This is a genomic window from Achromobacter sp. 413638, assembly GCF_043119405.1.
Classification (GTDB): domain Bacteria; phylum Pseudomonadota; class Gammaproteobacteria; order Burkholderiales; family Burkholderiaceae_B; genus Achromobacter.
The window spans coordinates 1-12,747 of sequence record NZ_JBICCO010000068.1; the positions used below are offsets into that span (position 1 = coordinate 1).

Genomic DNA, 12,747 nt, shown 5'->3' on the forward strand with positions numbered 1-12,747 from the left:
CCCCCCCCCCCCCCCCCCCCCCCCCCCCCCCCCCCCCCCCCCCCCCCCCCCGGACGCACGATGTTGCCGCCGGATGACAGGTCCGAGTCGCCCGGACGCCCGGCTCCGCCGGCGCGCTTGCGGCAAGTCGGGGCTCGGGCTTAGGATGGAGCCAGGACCGCGCCTCGCGGCGATGAAGGCATCAGCCGCGCGGGGCGGCCAAGGTTTGAACCCAGGCAGCGATTCGGGAGCGCATCGTGAAGAAAGTGGCTGAGATTCTCAGGGAAAAGTCCAATCCGGCGGTCGTGACGGTGGCGCCGGACTCCTCCGTCTACGATGCCATCCGCACCATGGCCGAACGCGGCATCGGCGCCGTGGTCGTGGTGGATGGCGAGACGGTGCTGGGCATGCTCACCGAACGCGACTACGCCCGCAAGATCGTGCTGCAGGACCGCTCCTCGCGCACCACCAAGGTCCGCGACATCATGACCGACTCGGTCTACTACGTGCGCCCGGAAGACACCCGCGAGCACTGCATGGCGCTCATGACCGAGCGCCACTTCCGGCACCTGCCCGTCATCCATGAACAGAAACTGGTCGGCCTGGTGTCGATCGGCGACCTAGTCAAGGATGTGATGAGCGAGCAAAAGTTCATCATTACCGAACTGGAACGCTACATCAGCGGCGAACGCTAGCGCGGACGCGCCGGCTAGGCGCCTTATCCGCCCGCCAGCTGGCGGGCGGCGGGCACGACCAGCCCGGCTCCGGCCGCCAGCAGCAGCACGAACACCATGCGCCTGACGGTCTTCATCGATCCGGCGCTGCCGTAGCGGCGCGCCGCCCAGGTCACGGCGATCACCAGCGGCAGCGCCTGCGCACTCAGCCAGAAGGATGAGGCCTGGAACTGGCCCTGGCTGGTCACGAGCCCAAGGCGCGCCATCGCATTGAACGAAAACAGGATCAGCAGGCTGTTGCGGATGGACGCCAGCGGCAGCGGCTGGCGGTACAGGTGATAGACCATGGGAGGCCCGGCGCTGGAAAACAAACCGCCCAGCAGGCCGGACACGCTGCCGAAGAAGACGAAGGAACCGCGCGAGGACAGGCGCGGCAAGGGTTCGGCGCGCGCCACCAGCAAGACGGCGCAGGCCATGATGGTCACGCCCAGCAGCAGTTGCAGCGCCACGGCCATCGAACCGCTGATCCAGGCCAGCGCGAACACGCCCGCGACCACGCCGGCAAGGCTGCTGCCCAGCGCCGGCGCCAGCAATCGCCAGTTCACCTGCGGCTTGGCGCGGGCCAGCGTGACGGCCGCGTTCACCAGCGACAGCACGCTCACCACATTGGCCACCTCGGACACCGAGGCCAGCTGAAACACTCCGGACAGGCCCAGCAACACCAGGCCGAAGGCGAAACCGGTCATGGTCTGCGCATAGGTGGCGAGCGCCACGCAGGCCAGGAACAGCAGATGTTGGTAGATGCTCATGCGGGGAAAGAGCCTGACCTGCCTCGGCTCTGCCCGCCGCGCGGCGCGGCCAGGGAGGAAACGATTGGGAACGGCGGACGCGCTTGCCAGATGGCGTATGGAGAAGGACGCGATGATAGCACCGGGCCTAGTCCGGCCCCGCCAGCGGACAGCTCCACATCTTTTGTCACAAATGGATGCGAGCGTCCATGTCTGATGGCCGCTCCACCGCTATCCTTGCCGGCCAGCGCAGCCGCCGCGCCAGCCCTCCCAGGCACCGCGTGCGCACCAGACACCCATACGCCCGCAGCCCGCGTCCATGACAGCCAAACACGCCACCATCAATACCGTGACCCTGACCTGCTCGAATTGCGGCAGCGGCCACTTCACCAAGCTGGACCAGAACGAGTACCGCTGCACCCACTGCCAGGCCGTGACGCTGGTCGAGGACAACGTCGCCGAGCGGCTGGAGCAGATCCTGCGTGGCATGCAGGCGCCGGCAACGCCGCGCGTCAAGCCCAATCTGGTCATCACCGCTGCCGCGATCGCGGTGGCCGTGATCTCCATTCCCGTGGTCATCTCGCTGATGAACGGCTCCTCGCGCACGTCGTATCAGGCGGCGCCGCGCGTTCCGCCCATCGACGCCTCGCTGGTGAAACTGACGGACACCCGTGAAATCGCCAACGGCAGCCGCAAGCAGCTGCTGCTGATGATGCGCAACGAGACTGGCAAGCCCATCAACGCGCCCAGCGTCAGCGCGCAGTTCTACCAGGGCGATCTGGCGCAGAACTCGGCCAGCGGCTCGCCGCTGTCACGCACCCTGCTGCCCGGCGAGTACAGCCCGGTGCTGATCGACCTGCCCAGCCAGCCCTACAGCCGCTACGAGCTGCGCATCGGCTCGGTCAGCCCCGCGATGAGCGCCATCACCCGGCAGGTCGCCGCCAGCAAGGTGCAGCTGGTCCAGAATGACGGCGCGCACCGGCTGGTCGGCATCCTGAAGAATGAAGGCGCCAGCGCCATCTCCGGCGCGCAGGTCACGGTGATGCTGTACGACGCCGGCGGCAAGCTGATCGGCAGCGGCAACGGCTACGGCGCGGCGGGCTCGCTGGCGGCCGGCGCCGCCACCACCTTCGACGTGCGCTGCGAGCTGTACGGCGAAGGCGCGGTCGCATCCTATGAATACATGGTCCAGACCACGGCGTCCGGCGGCCAGGACGCCAGCACGCAGGCCAACGCCGCCAGCCGGATGCAGCGCATCAGCCCGGCGGCCATCCGAGCGATTCCAAAGCCCCGGCTGACCGCGCTGGAACTGCTGGACGAGAATTTCGCCCTGTTCGATCCCGCCCAGCTCAAGCTCAGCGCGCCGCGCCGGCTGCTCGACGAGATCGACCGCCCCCGGCTCTACGCCGAGGTCAGCAACACCAGCGATCGCTACGTCGCGCTGTCGCCGCGCGCCTCGATCGCCGTGTTCGACGGCTCGCAGCCGCTGGAACTGCGCCAGTCCTGGGAGCTGCCCGCCTATCTGTATCCAGGCGAACGCGTGCCGGTGGAGCTGGTCGGGCGCGACTTCGCGCGCTACACCGAGGTCAAGACGGACTGGACTCCCGCCAAGCGCGCCGAACTGCCCGGCCCGCGCCCCAAGCTGGCGGTGACGGTCGAAAACACCGAAGCCGCGGTCGGCACCGGCACGCTGAACTTCAGCTACCGCTTCCGCTACAAGTATGTGGTGGTCCACGGACGCGTGCGCAATGACGACCCGGCCGCGGTCAAGAAGGTCAAGGTCTGGATCAGCCTGTACGACGCGCAAGACCAGCTGACCGGCGCCCGTTCCGAGGAGCTGCGGCTGCCGCGCCTGGCGCCCGGCGAGAGCGCGCCGTTCCAGCTGGACGTGAAACAATACGGCGCCAATTTCAAGCGCGTCGCGGTGGTCTACGACGCCGTGCCCGAGTAAGGGCGACGCCTGAATCAACCGGGGCCGGATCGACGACGACCATGCCGTCGCCTGCCGGCAACAGTCACGCCGCCGCAAGTCTTATATAAGATATAAGACATTTGCGAGCGGCCGGCCTTGCCTCTACAATCCATCCGGTAACCCTTCTTCCAACCCGACTTTGAGCAGGCCTTCCATGCTGGATACTTATCGTCAACACGTCGCCGAGCGCGCGGCCCTGGGGATCCCCCCGCTGCCCTTGACGGCCAAACAAACCGCCGAACTGATCGAACTGCTGAAGAACCCGCCCGCCGGCGAGGAGCAGAACCTGGTCGAGCTGCTGACGCATCGCGTGCCTGCTGGCGTGGACGACGCCGCCAAGGTCAAGGCCTCGTACCTGGCCGCCGTGGCGCTGGGCAAGGAAGCTTGTGCGCTGATCAGCCGCGCCAAGGCGACCGAACTGCTGGGCACCATGCTCGGCGGCTACAACATTGGCCCGCTGATCGAACTGCTGGACGACGCTGAAATCGGCACCATCGCCGCCGAGGCGCTGAAGAAGACCCTGCTGATGTTCGACTCCTTCCACGACGTGAAGGAAAAGGCCGACAAGGGCAACGCCAACGCGCGCGCCGTGCTGCAAAGCTGGGCCGACGCCGAATGGTTCACCAGCCGCCCCGAGCTGCCCCAGAGCCTGACGATCACCGTCTTCAAGGTGCCCGGCGAAACCAACACCGACGACCTGTCGCCGGCCCCGGACGCCACCACCCGTCCCGACATCCCGATGCACGCCCTGGCGATGCTGAAGAACAAGCGCGAAGGCGCCGCGTTCCAGCCGGAGGAAGACGGCAAGCGCGGCCCGGTCAAGTTCATTGAATCGCTCAAGGAAAAGGGCCACCTGGTCGCCTACGTCGGCGACGTGGTCGGCACGGGTTCGTCGCGCAAGTCCGCCACCAACTCGGTGCTGTGGTTCACCGGCGAAGATATCCCCTTCGTGCCGAACAAGCGCTTCGGCGGCGTGTGCCTGGGCAGCAAGATCGCCCCGATCTTCTACAACACCATGGAAGACGCCGGCGCCCTGCCGATCGAGCTGGACGTGTCCAAGATGGAAATGGGCGACGTGGTCGAACTGCGTCCCTACGACGGCAAGGCCATCAAGAACGGCGAAGTCATCGCTGAATTCGAAGTGAAGTCCGACGTGCTGTTCGACGAAGTGCGCGCCGGCGGCCGCATTCCGCTGATCATCGGTCGCGGCCTGACGGCCAAGGCGCGCGAAGCGCTGGGCCTGGCGCCGTCGACGCTGTTCCGCCTGCCCAAGGACCCGGTCGATTCCGGAAAGGGCTACACGCTGGCCCAGAAGATGGTCGGCCGCGCCTGCGGCCTGCCGGAAGGCAAGGGCGTGCGCCCGGGCACCTACTGCGAACCGAAGATGACCTCGGTCGGCAGCCAGGACACCACCGGCCCCATGACCCGCGACGAGCTGAAGGACCTGGCCTGCCTGGGCTTCTCGGCCGATCTGGTGATGCAGTCGTTCTGCCACACCGCTGCGTACCCCAAGCCCGTGGACGTGAAGACGCACCACACGCTGCCCGAGTTCATCAGCACCCGTGGCGGCATTTCGCTGCGTCCGGGCGACGGCGTGATCCACTCGTGGCTGAACCGCATGCTGCTGCCCGACACCGTCGGCACCGGCGGCGACTCGCACACCCGCTTCCCGATCGGCATCTCGTTCCCCGCCGGTTCGGGCCTGGTGGCCTTCGCCGCCGCCACCGGCGTGATGCCGCTGGACATGCCGGAATCGGTGCTGGTCCGCTTCAAGGGCAAGATGCAGCCCGGCGTCACGCTGCGCGACCTGGTCAACGCCATTCCGCTGTACGCGATCAAGCAGGATCTGCTGACCGTGGCCAAGCAGGGCAAGAAGAACATCTTCTCCGGCCGCATCCTGGAAATCGAAGGCCTGCCGGACCTGAAGGTCGAGCAAGCCTTCGAACTGTCGGACGCTTCGGCCGAACGTTCGGCCGCCGGTTGCACGGTGCGCCTGAACAAGGAACCGATCATCGAGTACATCAACAGCAACATCGTGATGCTGAAGTGGATGATCGCCAACGGCTATGAAGACGAGCGCTCGCTGGGCCGCCGCATCAAGGCCATGGAAGCCTGGCTGGCCGATCCCAAGCTGCTGCAGCCGGACGCCGACGCCGAGTACGCCGCCGTGATCGAGATCGACCTGGCCGACGTGCACGAACCCATCGTGGCCTGCCCGAACGACCCCGACGACGTCAAGACGCTGTCGGACGTGGCCGGCGCCAAGATCGACGAAGTGTTCATCGGCAGCTGCATGACCAACATCGGCCACTTCCGCGCGGCGTCCAAGCTGCTGGAAGGCAAGCGCGACATCCCGGTCAAGCTCTGGGTGGCCCCGCCGACCAAGATGGACGCCACGCAGCTGACCGAGGAAGGTCACTACGGCGTGTTCGGCACGGCCGGCGCGCGTACCGAAATGCCGGGCTGCTCGCTGTGCATGGGCAACCAGGCGCAGGTGCGCGAAGGCGCGACGGTCATGTCGACCAGCACCCGCAACTTCCCGAACCGCCTGGGCAAGAACACCAACGTGTACCTGGGCTCGGCCGAACTGGCCGCCATCTGCTCGAAGCTGGGCCGTATTCCGACCAAGGAGGAATACATGGTGGACATGGGCGTCATCAACAAGAGCGGCGACCAGATCTATCAATACCTGAACTTCGACAAGATCGCGGACTACAAGGACGTGGCCGACGTCGTCGAACTGTAAACGCCGCCCTCCAGGCCTTCGGGCCTGGACCAAGCGAAAAGGCCCTGGAGCGATCCAGGGCCTTTTTTCATGCTGCGCGTCGCGCGCCCCGCTGGCGACCGCGCCCGTTCCGTCACGCAGGGGAACGGGCAGGCGCCTGCGGCCTTAGTAGTAGACGTCCACGTAGTCGGTCAGACCGCCGCAGGCTTCCATCTTCTGCATGCGCCAGTACTTGCGCTTGCCGGTCGCGCGGAACTCGTAGTCGCCCGTGCGTTCGCAGCGGCGGCCCTTGTCCGGCGCGTCCAGGATCAGGATGGTGCCACGCAGAACGAAGCGGTCGCTGCCGATGGACACGACCTCGCCCTTGATCTTAAGCGTGCCTTCGAAATTGGACTGCGTGCCTTCCAGGCGCACCACGCCGTTCTCATCCTTGGCGTTCAGCTGGCCGCGCGAAGCCGACCAGAGCCATTGCAGCGTGATGCCGCTGTTGCCCAGCAGCCGCTCATACGCGGCCTGGTCCTTGACGTCGGTCTTCTGCACCGGCGCCAAGGCGCCGGCGCTTGCCGACTGCTCGGCGCGGGCGGCAGCCGTGGGCGCGGGCGCCGGCAGCGTCGCGGGCGGTTGGACAGCGGCGGGTTGTGCCGGCTGGTGTCCATGGGCCGATTGCGCGGCGCCGATGCCCGGCACGACGGCGAAGGTCAGGGCCGCGCTCACCGCGAGGGCGAACATGCCCGAAGCCCGCATTTTCCGAAGGGAGCCCGCCTGGGCGCGATCAACGTTCGTGTGCATGGTGTTCAACGATTAGGAAAGGTGGGACCAAACGGCCGGGCGCTCGCGCCTGGGCGCATAAATTAACACGTGCATCTGGCCCCGATAACATCGGACGCCGGCGCCGTGTGTCCATCTGTTAGAGCGCGCTCGGCCGCCGCGCCCGCCGCGAGCTTGCCTCGGAGGATTCGGCCGAAATCGCGCGCTGATTCATCGGGAATGACAGTCCGAGCGATCTTTTTCACGATTTTTCACCAAGCCGGCGCATTTTGGACGAAACGTTTTTATACAATCCAGGCACACATTGACACAGATAGCCCGCCGGGACGCCGGTCGAGCGCCTGGAGGAACCCCCGCCAATGATCCGGCTCCTGATGCCGCCCCTGCTGCTGGCGCTCGCCGGCTGCGCCACCGCGCCGCCCTCGAACCCCGACAACATCTGCGCCATCTTCCGGGAAAAGCCGGACTGGCACGACGCCGCCCTCAAGGTGCAGAAGAAATGGGGCGCGCCGGTGCCCATTCCCATGGCCATGATGTACCAGGAGTCCTCCTTCAAACAGGACGCGGTGCCGCCCCGCTATTACTTCCTGGGCCTCATTCCCTGGGGCCGCGTCAGCTCCGCCTATGGCTACGCCCAGGTCAAGGACGAGACCTGGGACGACTACAAGAAGGACGCCGGCGGCTGGGGCTCCAGCCGCGACAACTTCGCCGACGCGATCGATTTCATGGGTTGGTACATGCACAAGACCCAGCGCCTGAACGGCGTGGCCAAGTCCGATGCCTATGGCCAATACCTGAACTACCACGAAGGCTGGACCGGTTACCGCAACCGCAGCTACGACCGCAAGGCCTGGCTCAAGACCGTGTCCCAGAAAGTCAAGGCGCGCGCCGAGCGCTACACCGCGCAGTACAAGAGCTGCGAACAGGACCTGACGCGCGGCGGCTGGTTCTGGTAGGCCCGCCGCCGCGCATGCGGCCTCAGAAGTCCATGCTGGCGCTCAGCATGAAGGTGCGCGGGCCGCCCAGCACCAGATAGCCGTTGCCGGGATAGCCGCCCACCGAGGACCAGTAGTTGCGGTTGGCGATGTTCTCGACGCGGGCGCGCAGCGTCACCACATGGCCGTCCACGTCCATCATGTAGCGCAGGCCCGCGTCCAGGCGGGTCCAACCGGGCACCTTGAGCGTGTTGGCATCGTCCGCGTAGGACGCGCCGGTGTACACCACACGGCCATCCAGCGTCAGGCCCTGCACGCCGGGGATGTCCCATTCCGCGCCCAGGTTGGCCTGGAAACGCGGCACGCCGATGACGCGGTTGCCGTCGATGGCGGCGTTGCCGGTGGCGCGCTGCTTGGCATCCAGCCAGGTCAACCCGCCCAGCACGCGCACGCTCTTGCTCGCCTCGCCGAAGACAGTCAGTTCGACGCCCTGGTGGCGGTCCTTGCCGGACGCCGTGAAGTTGTTGTTGGCGTCATACGCGGCGCGCGGCTTGTCGGTCGAGAACAGCGCCAGGCCGGCGCCCAGGCCATCGCCGTCGTACTTGACGCCGATTTCCTTCTGCTTGGAGACATAGGGCGACAGACTGGTGCCCACGTTGGGCACCGGCTTGCCATTGGCATTGGCCGGCGCGGTGTCGCCCGCGACCAGCGCCTCGATGTAGTTGGCATACAGCGAGACGCTGGGCGCCACCTTCACCACCACGCCAGCCGCGGGGGAATTGCGGCTGTCGTCATAGGCGCCGTTTTCCTTGCCCGTGTTGTATGCATAGCTGCGCGAGGACAGCCGCTGATGGCGCAGGCCCAGCGTCAGCATCACCTTGTCGTCCAGGAAGGACATGGTGTCGCCGATGGCGTAGCTGCTGGTGCGCGTGCGGCCCTGCAAGGCGGGATTGTCGAGGTCGTTGCCGCGCAGCGCCTTGGCGCTGAAGACCGGCTTGCCGTAGGAGACCGGATCGTAGAGGTTGGTCGGGAACGTGTTGGCGTAGTCCATCACGTAGGCGTTCTTTTTCTTCAGGTCGAAGAAGGATGCCGACACGACCAGCTCGTGGCCGACCGGGCCGGTGCGGACCTTGGCGCGCAGGCCCAGTTCGCCGGTGTTGACGCTGTCCTCGCGCGTATTGTCGAAGCGGTAGAAATTGCCGGCGCCGGTGCGCGCGTCGGTCAGCGTGACGTTGCCCAGCGAATTGGCCTCGTCGCTGCGGCGCATGCCGAAGGCGGCCCAGCCGGTCAGCTTGTCGCTGAAGTCATGCTCGGCGCGCAGCGTACCGAACACATCACGCTCGTTGGAGTACGACCAGGGCTGGGCGTAGTTGGAGCTGGCGTCGGGCGGCGCGGGCACGTGATCCTTCAGGCCCGGCGCGAAGCTGACGTTCGGGCGGGCGCGCTTGAGCTTGTTCTCCTGCCAGCCCACGTCGGCGGACAGGCGCGTGTCGGCCGAGCGCCAATCCAGGCCCAGCGACACCAGGCTGGTACGCGAGTGCTCGTCGTCGATGGCGGTGTCGCCGCTGCGCTGCGCCACGTTCAGGCGCACGCCGGAGCTGTCGCCCGGGCCGAAGCGGCGCGCGATGTCGGTGGAAATCTGATATTGGCCGCCGCTGGAGATGCCGGTGGTCAGGCGGGTCAGCGGCTCGTTGGGCGCGCGCTTGGGCACCAGGTTGATCACGCCGCCGATGCCGCCGCCATTGGGCACGGCGCCGGTCAGGAAGGTGGATGCGCCGCGCAGCACCTCCACCCGCTCGAACAGCTCGGTGGCGATGTATTGGCGCGGCAGCAGGCTGTACAGGCCGTTGTAGGCCACGTCGTCCGAGCCGAGGATGAAGCCGCGGATGAAGTACGACTCCTGGAAATTGCCGAAGCCGCGCGCCACGCGCACGCCGGCATCATTCTGCAGCACGTCGCCGACGCTGCGGGCCTGCCTGTCCTGGATCAGTTCGTTGGTGTAACTGGTGATGCTGAACGGCGTGTCCATCAGATCGCGCGTGCCCAGCAGGCCGACGCGGCCGCCGCGCGCCACCTGCCCGCCGGCATAGGGCTCGGCCAGGCCGCTGGCCGAGGCGTCGGCGCTGGCCTCGACCTTGATGGCGTCCATGGACACCGTGGGCGCCGTGGCTTGGGCTGGCATTGCGGACGGGGTTGCTGATGGAGACAGGGACTGCGCATGGGCCAGGCACGGCAGGGCCGCGGCCATGCAGGCGAGAGTACGGATTTTCATGTCGGGATGTGGGCGGGAATGGACGTCCGCAAGGCGGAACAAGGAAACACTGAATCCCGATGGGGCCACGCGCGGTTCGGCTTATGCGACCGGTACTGCCGCAGGGTGGCTTGCGCCGGCCCTGACTAGCCCGTTTACCAAAGGGGGCTGGGAATCTTGCGGGATAAATAATAACAAATAACAATCATTATCATTATCCCCCTTGATTGAAATTACCGCCTTCGTCGCCCCGCGACAACAGCGACGCCCGGTCAAGAAGATGCGATGAAATGCCCGTGGGTTCAGCCAGACCTGAAGCCAGGCCAGGAAATGCCGCCAGCCGACCATGGCTGGCGCAGCGCCGCTCCGGACGCATGCCAGCAAGGCGGGACTGTCCGAAAACTACAGGTCGGAGGTATCGAGCGTGAAGGCGGCGGCGGCGCGGCCGATACGGTCGTTGACCGCATGCCATGCGTCGTTGGCGGGCGGCGCCTGCACGACGATGCGGGCATAGCCCTGGGCGTCCAGCTCGCGCAGCAGCGCGTACAGCGCCTGCGCGTAGCGCGCCGGATCGGACGGCACCTGGCGCCATTGCACGCGGGCATCGGTCGAGGCCGGCGCGGGATCGAACGACACCAGCGCCACCTGGCCCGAGGGCAGGCCGATGCCTTGCAGGACGTCGGCCACGCGCGCGTCGCCGGCCAGTTCCAGCTCGGTGCGCGGCGCGTAATGCGCCTTGAGCGTGCCCGAGGCGCGTGGCGCGGCCGCGTCGGGCGCGAACACCTGCGCGCCCAGCACCGCCTCGATCTGCGCGGCGCTGACATGGCCGGGACGCAGCAGCACGGGACCGGCGCCCTGGTCCAGCCGCGACAGGTCCAGGATGGTGGATTCGATGCCCACTTCGGACGCCCCGCCGTCCAGCACCGGCATGCCGGCCGTGACCTCGTCGGGGAATTCCGCGCGCACGTGCTCGGCCAGCGTCGGCGAGACCTGCCCGAACTTATTGGCCGACGGCGCCGCCACCCCGCCCTGCCCGTTCGGCTTGCCGGCGGCGAAAGCCGCCAGCAAGGCCTGGGCCACGGGATGCGAGGGGCAGCGCAGGCCGATGCTGTCTTGCCCGCCGCTGACGGTATCCGCGATATGCGGCGCGCGCTTGAGGATCAGCGTCAGCGGGCCCGGCCAGAACGCGTCCATCAGCAGCCGCGCCTCGGCCGGCACCTGCGCGGCCCAGTACGACACGTCCGCGCCCGGCGCGATATGGACGATCACAGGATGGTTGGACGGCCGCCCCTTGGCGGCGTAGATCTTGGCCACGGCCTGCGGGTTCTCCGCGTCCGCCCCCAGCCCGTAGACGGTTTCAGTCGGAAAGGCCGCCAGCTCGCCAGCCAGCAGCAGGCCGGCGGCGCGGGCGATTTCCTCGGGCGTGGCTGAACAGGACGAAGGGATAGCCATGGACGCGCCCTACTCCGGCGCCTGCATGCCCAGCGCCGCGGCGACGCGGGCGGCATCGGCCTGCGCCTGCGCCAGCGTCGGCGCGACGATGGTGACGTGGCCCATCTTGCGGCCACGGCGCGCTTCGCGCTTGCCGTACAGGTGCAGCTTGGCGGTGGGCGTGGACAGCGCGCCGGCCCAATCGGGCTCGCGCTGCGCGTCCGTATCGGCCGACTCGTACCAGATGTCGCCCAGGATGTTCAGCATGACGGCCGGCGCCAGCAGGTCGACGCCACCCAGCGGCAGTCCGGCCATGGCGCGCGCCTGCTGCTCGAACTGGCTGGTCAGGCAGGCGTCCATGGTGTAGTGGCCGCTGTTGTGCGGACGCGGCGCGATTTCATTGACGATCAGGCTGCCGTCCTTGAGGACGAAGAATTCCACGCACAGCACGCCGTGGTAGCCCAGACCCTGCGCGATGGACTGCGCCGCCGCCGTGGCGCGGGCCTGGCGTTCTGCGTGGGCCGCGTCCTGGCCGGCGGCCGACGCGGTGGACACCGCCAGGATGCCGTCGCGGTGCACGTTGCGCGCCACCGGAAACACCACGCTGGCGCCGTCGAAGCCGCGCGCCAGCACCACGGAGATCTCGTAGTCCAGCGGCATCAGCGCTTCCAGCACGCAGGGCACGCCACCGAATTCGGCATAGGCGGCCAGCGCTTCCTCGCGCGTGGAGATGCGGGCCTGGCCCTTGCCGTCGTAACCCATGCGGGCAACCTTGAGGATGCCGGGGAACAGGTTGGCGGGCGCGGCGCGCAGGTCGGCCTCGCCTCGGATCGCGGCATGCGGCGCGACGGGAATGCCCTGCGCGGCGATGAAGGTTTTTTCGGCGATGCGATCCTGCACCACGGCCACGGCATCGGCGGCCGGGCTGACGCGGCAACGCGCGGCCAGCGCGCGCAGGCTGTCGGCGGGCACGTTCTCGAATTCGGTGGTGACGGCGCGGCATTGCTGCGCCAGGCGCGCAAGGCCGGCCTCGTCGTCATAGGCCGCGCGGATGTGCAGGTCGGCGACCATGCCGGCCGGGCACTCCTCGGCCGGATCGAGCACGGCGACCTTGTAGCCCAGGCTCTGGGCGGCGTGACAGAACATGCGGCCCAGCTGGCCGCCGCCCAGCAAGCCGAGCCAGCCGCCGGGAGCGATGGAGAAAGCAGTCGATTGAGTCATGCG

General features: G+C 67.6%; 9 protein-coding genes. 4 read left to right on the top strand and 5 right to left on the bottom strand.

Annotated elements, in window-relative coordinates:
* Window positions 1-236 precede the first annotated feature (236 nt).
* The gene (locus tag ACEU5R_RS23140) at window positions 237-674 is read left to right on the top strand and encodes a CBS domain-containing protein (RefSeq protein WP_103275794.1); all 438 of its coding nucleotides are present in this window, start codon (window positions 237-239) and stop codon (window positions 672-674) included.
* Window positions 675-697: 23 nt separating this feature from the next.
* On the opposite strand, the gene ACEU5R_RS23145 is transcribed toward ACEU5R_RS23140, so the two are convergent.
* Window positions 698-1,462, bottom strand: coding sequence for a TSUP family transporter (locus ACEU5R_RS23145; protein WP_392411938.1), 765 nt, complete (start codon window positions 1,460-1,462; stop codon window positions 698-700).
* Window positions 1,463-1,760: 298 nt separating this feature from the next.
* Here ACEU5R_RS23145 and ACEU5R_RS23150 point away from each other — a divergent pair, with 298 nt between their 5' ends.
* Together ACEU5R_RS23150 and acnB are read left to right on the top strand one after the other, a co-directional pair.
* On the top strand, window positions 1,761-3,392 hold the full coding sequence (locus tag ACEU5R_RS23150; protein WP_199770910.1) for an FxLYD domain-containing protein: 1,632 nt from the start codon (window positions 1,761-1,763) through the stop codon (window positions 3,390-3,392).
* A 175-nt stretch (window positions 3,393-3,567) separates the two neighbouring features.
* Entirely contained in the window at window positions 3,568-6,159 is a 2,592-nt protein-coding gene (gene acnB, locus ACEU5R_RS23155) for a bifunctional aconitate hydratase 2/2-methylisocitrate dehydratase (protein ID WP_103275796.1), read from the top strand.
* A 144-nt stretch (window positions 6,160-6,303) separates the two neighbouring features.
* On the opposite strand, the gene ACEU5R_RS23160 is transcribed toward acnB, so the two are convergent.
* Complete coding sequence (locus ACEU5R_RS23160) at window positions 6,304-6,867, bottom strand: hypothetical protein (protein ID WP_233772532.1); 564 nt, start codon at window positions 6,865-6,867, stop codon at window positions 6,304-6,306.
* 398 nt (window positions 6,868-7,265) lie between these two features.
* Between ACEU5R_RS23160 and ACEU5R_RS23165 the strand changes: the two genes are divergently transcribed.
* Window positions 7,266-7,862 carry a hypothetical protein gene (locus tag ACEU5R_RS23165; protein ID WP_392411940.1) on the top strand — a complete coding sequence of 199 codons (597 nt, stop codon included), beginning with the start codon at window positions 7,266-7,268 and terminating at the stop codon, window positions 7,860-7,862.
* A gap of 22 nt (window positions 7,863-7,884) precedes the next feature.
* On the opposite strand, the gene ACEU5R_RS23170 is transcribed toward ACEU5R_RS23165, so the two are convergent.
* The 3 genes from ACEU5R_RS23170 to ACEU5R_RS23180 form a co-directional block, all read right to left on the bottom strand.
* The gene (locus ACEU5R_RS23170) at window positions 7,885-10,113 is read right to left on the bottom strand and encodes a TonB-dependent receptor (RefSeq protein WP_392411942.1); all 2,229 of its coding nucleotides are present in this window, start codon (window positions 10,111-10,113) and stop codon (window positions 7,885-7,887) included.
* A gap of 381 nt (window positions 10,114-10,494) precedes the next feature.
* The gene (locus tag ACEU5R_RS23175) at window positions 10,495-11,544 is read right to left on the bottom strand and encodes an L-threonylcarbamoyladenylate synthase (RefSeq protein ID WP_392411944.1); all 1,050 of its coding nucleotides are present in this window, start codon (window positions 11,542-11,544) and stop codon (window positions 10,495-10,497) included.
* A 9-nt stretch (window positions 11,545-11,553) separates the two neighbouring features.
* A complete protein-coding gene (locus tag ACEU5R_RS23180) occupies window positions 11,554-12,744 on the bottom strand; it encodes a 5-(carboxyamino)imidazole ribonucleotide synthase (protein WP_392411947.1) in 1,191 nt (396 codons plus the stop codon).
* Window positions 12,745-12,747 lie beyond the last annotated feature (3 nt).

What these genes read in the sequence shown, in the direction of transcription:
- ACEU5R_RS23145 (WP_392411938.1), bottom strand. Translation starts at nt 1,462, where the DNA reads ATGAGCATCTACCAACATCTGCTGTTCCTGGCCTGCGTGGCGCTCGCC.
- ACEU5R_RS23150 (WP_199770910.1), top strand. Translation starts at nt 1,761, where the DNA reads ATGACAGCCAAACACGCCACCATCAATACCGTGACCCTGACCTGCTCG.
- acnB (WP_103275796.1), top strand. Translation starts at nt 3,568, where the DNA reads ATGCTGGATACTTATCGTCAACACGTCGCCGAGCGCGCGGCCCTGGGG.
- ACEU5R_RS23160 (WP_233772532.1), bottom strand. Translation starts at nt 6,867, where the DNA reads ATGTTCGCCCTCGCGGTGAGCGCGGCCCTGACCTTCGCCGTCGTGCCG.
- ACEU5R_RS23165 (WP_392411940.1), top strand. Translation starts at nt 7,266, where the DNA reads ATGATCCGGCTCCTGATGCCGCCCCTGCTGCTGGCGCTCGCCGGCTGC.
- ACEU5R_RS23170 (WP_392411942.1), bottom strand. Translation starts at nt 10,113, where the DNA reads ATGAAAATCCGTACTCTCGCCTGCATGGCCGCGGCCCTGCCGTGCCTG.
- ACEU5R_RS23175 (WP_392411944.1), bottom strand. Translation starts at nt 11,544, where the DNA reads ATGGCTATCCCTTCGTCCTGTTCAGCCACGCCCGAGGAAATCGCCCGC.
- ACEU5R_RS23180 (WP_392411947.1), bottom strand. Translation starts at nt 12,744, where the DNA reads ATGACTCAATCGACTGCTTTCTCCATCGCTCCCGGCGGCTGGCTCGGC.